The organism is bacterium (genome assembly GCA_023230585.1).
Lineage (GTDB): Bacteria > Ratteibacteria > UBA8468 > B48-G9 > JAFGKM01 > JALNXB01.
The window spans coordinates 1-2,800 of the sequence record JALNXB010000111.1; the positions used below are offsets into that span (position 1 = coordinate 1).

The window sequence follows — 2,800 nt, forward strand, 5'->3', positions numbered from 1 at the left end:
GAGCCTGTTAAACCCTTCGGAGATGCTTGCTATGCAGAAGGGTGAGTTCTCAGAGTGCCCGATTGTTAAGTAGAAGGTGTATGCGCCGTAGTACCAGAGTGAGTAGACACCACATACTTTTTTATCCCTTTTACACCGTTGGGGTTATTTAGTTTTTTTTAAGTGCCGAAGTGGGGAGTCGAACCCCGACGGCTCGCTTCGCTCTTTAAGGGGAGGGCTGCTCCCCTTAATCTTCCCCTCCGAACCGAAAATCACAGGGAAAACCTTTTTCCCTGCACCCTTTTACACCGTTGGGGTTATTTAGTTCTTTTTAAGTGCCGAAGTGGGGAGTCGAACCCCAACGGTGTTTCCACCACTAGGTCCTGAACCTAGCGCGTCTGCCTATTCCGCCACTTCGGCAATATCAATACAATTGGTTTATCTGCAAAAAAAGATTTTCAAGACCAAGTTTAAGGTTTACATTGTACCTTATCCTTTCTTTGGTTTCCAACAAATCTTCTAATATTGTTACAACACTATTTTCGCTTAAAAAGACCCCCGTTTCGATACCTGTTTTAAGCAACATTTCATTTCCAACAGAATGTTGCTTTAAATACACATCCCTATATAAGAATATAATCTTTTCAAGCCATTGTTCTATATCTTCTCTCTCATTTTTTTTTACAAGAGAATCTATTGTTCTAAAAAAATCAAAAAGCCGATTCTTCTCAAGTTGTTCCAATATAAATACAAACTCTTTTTGTGGTTCTTTAAATTCTTCAATATTTTTCGGGAGAGCATAGTTGAGCCTTAATTTTTGGCATCTCGACACTATAGTTGGCAAAAAAAAGTTTATATTCTTACTTAATATTATTATAACTGAATAGAGAGGAGGTTCTTCAAGAATTTTAAGAAATGCGTTTGCAGATTCATCTCTCATATAATTTATATCAAAAATATATATCTTCCTGTTACCATAGTATGGCGTTATATAAATTTCTTCTTTTACCTGTCTTACATCGTCTATTGAGAGAATACTTTTTGACGGTATCACCCATCTTATATCAGGAAAAGCCTTCTTGTTTATTAACTTACATACAGAGCAAGTTTGACAAGGAGGGTTGTGAGGACAGTTAAGAAGACAAGATAAGAAAATAGCGAGTTCTTCTCTCTCTTTTTCTATACCGCCATAAACTATATAAGCATTTGAAATTTTATTTTTTGTCTTTGCCCTAATAAGAAACTCTTGAATCTTATCTATTTTCATTTAAAAAATTTCCAACAATTTTTATTATTTCACTATGAGTTTTTTCTATATTCTGTCTTTTTACTACTTTTATCCTTTCTTTTTCTTTGCCTGCAATTTGTAAATACCCTTCCCTTACCCTTTTTTGAAAATCACCAGGTTCTTGTTCAATCCTATCTTTTTCTTTTTTGGCAAGAATTGATGTTAAATCTTCAGGTGGAGAATCTATAAGAAAGGTCAAATCAGGAAACAGATTTTGTATAAAAGCAGAATGTATTCTTTCTATCAATTCAACAGAAATTCCACGTCCATACCCTTGATATGCTGTAGTGGAATCTATATATCTATCAAGAATAACGATATGTCCTTTATCTAATTCTTTACTTACCACTTCATTTAATAACTGTGCACGACTTGCAAAATATAAGAACAACTCACTCCACATACAAAGTTGTTTATCTTCTTTGTCAAGTAACAAACACCTTATTTTATTACCCAGAATAGTCCCACCTGGTTCAAAAAAGAACGAACTTTCAAACCCATTATTCTGTAAATATTGGTATAATAGTTTTGCCTGTGTTGTCTTGCCACAACCATCTATACCTTCAAAACTGATAATAGTTCTTTTTTTCATTATCTTCAATCAACAAAGAGCACATAAACACCACCGATCTGCTCTTCTTTATCATTTAATATGTGAATTTCATATTTATCCCTAAAACCTTCAACCTGCCAACGTTTAAGAACATCTTTATAAGTTATCCAATATCCTATATCCTGATTATCATTACGCTTTCCAGCTGGAGCAAACCCTTTAAAATCAGCTTTTATTTCTCCGTCAGATTTTACTCCTTTAACTTCTACAATTTTAAACTTTACTTTTTTGTTTATCTCAATATCATCTCCGTCAGCAATCTCTATTGTATTCCCATTAAATTGAAACGCTACAACAATATCGTCAACTTTATGCATCTCTTCTTGTTCTTGGGTTGACAAAGGTGTTTTTATACGAAAATTAAATGGAGTAGAAAGATATAATATATGTATATAATTTATTACAACCAAACTGAAAATAAGAGACAAGCATACCGTTACAAACGCCTTCTTTTTATTGAACCTAAAAATTTGGGCTGTTATTATCCATAAAAGAAGAGCAATCCCTATAATGATGAAAGTTAGTATTCTTATAATTTCTAAATTCATTAATCTCCTCCTGTTTTCAAATCTCAAATAAAATTACAATTTTAGTTAGTTCTATATTTTTCCTTCCTCATATAATATCATTATTTTATTATTTTCTCAACAACTCAACTTATTCTTATTTTATTTACCGTCTTATGGCATTGCGAGGCATATCTGCCAAAGCCAACCGGCGCTAAACTACAAACTTTGGCAGGTGTACCTTGGCGTAGGTTGAAGTGCTTTTTGCGACGTGGCAAAGACGGAATGGGGGGGCTGTTAACAAAAGGTTCAAGCCTTTTGTTCTTCTACTCTGAGCCTGTTAAACCCTTCGGAGATGCTTTATATGCAGAAGGGTGAGTTCTCAGAGTGCCCGATTGTGGCGTAGAAGGTGTA

3 protein-coding genes and 1 tRNA gene are annotated in these 2,800 nt (G+C 34.3%); all 4 read right to left on the reverse strand.

Annotated elements, in window-relative coordinates; translation table 11 throughout:
- Nucleotides 1-315 precede the first annotated feature (315 nt).
- The 4 genes from M0P98_09465 to M0P98_09480 all read right to left on the reverse strand — a co-directional run bounded on the left by M0P98_09465 (nt 316) and on the right by M0P98_09480 (nt 2,428).
- Nucleotides 316-399: transfer RNA gene (locus M0P98_09465), tRNA-Leu, on the reverse strand.
- A gap of 4 nt (nt 400-403) precedes the next feature.
- Nucleotides 404-1,246 (reverse strand): hypothetical protein, encoded by an 843-nt coding sequence (locus tag M0P98_09470; GenBank protein ID MCK9267074.1) that lies wholly within the window; start codon nt 1,244-1,246, stop codon nt 404-406.
- Complete coding sequence (gene tmk / locus M0P98_09475; protein ID MCK9267075.1) at nt 1,233-1,859, reverse strand: dTMP kinase; 627 nt, start codon at nt 1,857-1,859, stop codon at nt 1,233-1,235. Before tmk ends, M0P98_09470 begins: the two co-directional genes overlap by 14 nt.
- Before the next feature lie 5 nt (nt 1,860-1,864).
- Nucleotides 1,865-2,428 carry a hypothetical protein gene (locus M0P98_09480; GenBank protein ID MCK9267076.1) on the reverse strand — a complete coding sequence of 188 codons (564 nt, stop codon included), beginning with the start codon at nt 2,426-2,428 and terminating at the stop codon, nt 1,865-1,867.
- Nucleotides 2,429-2,800 lie beyond the last annotated feature (372 nt).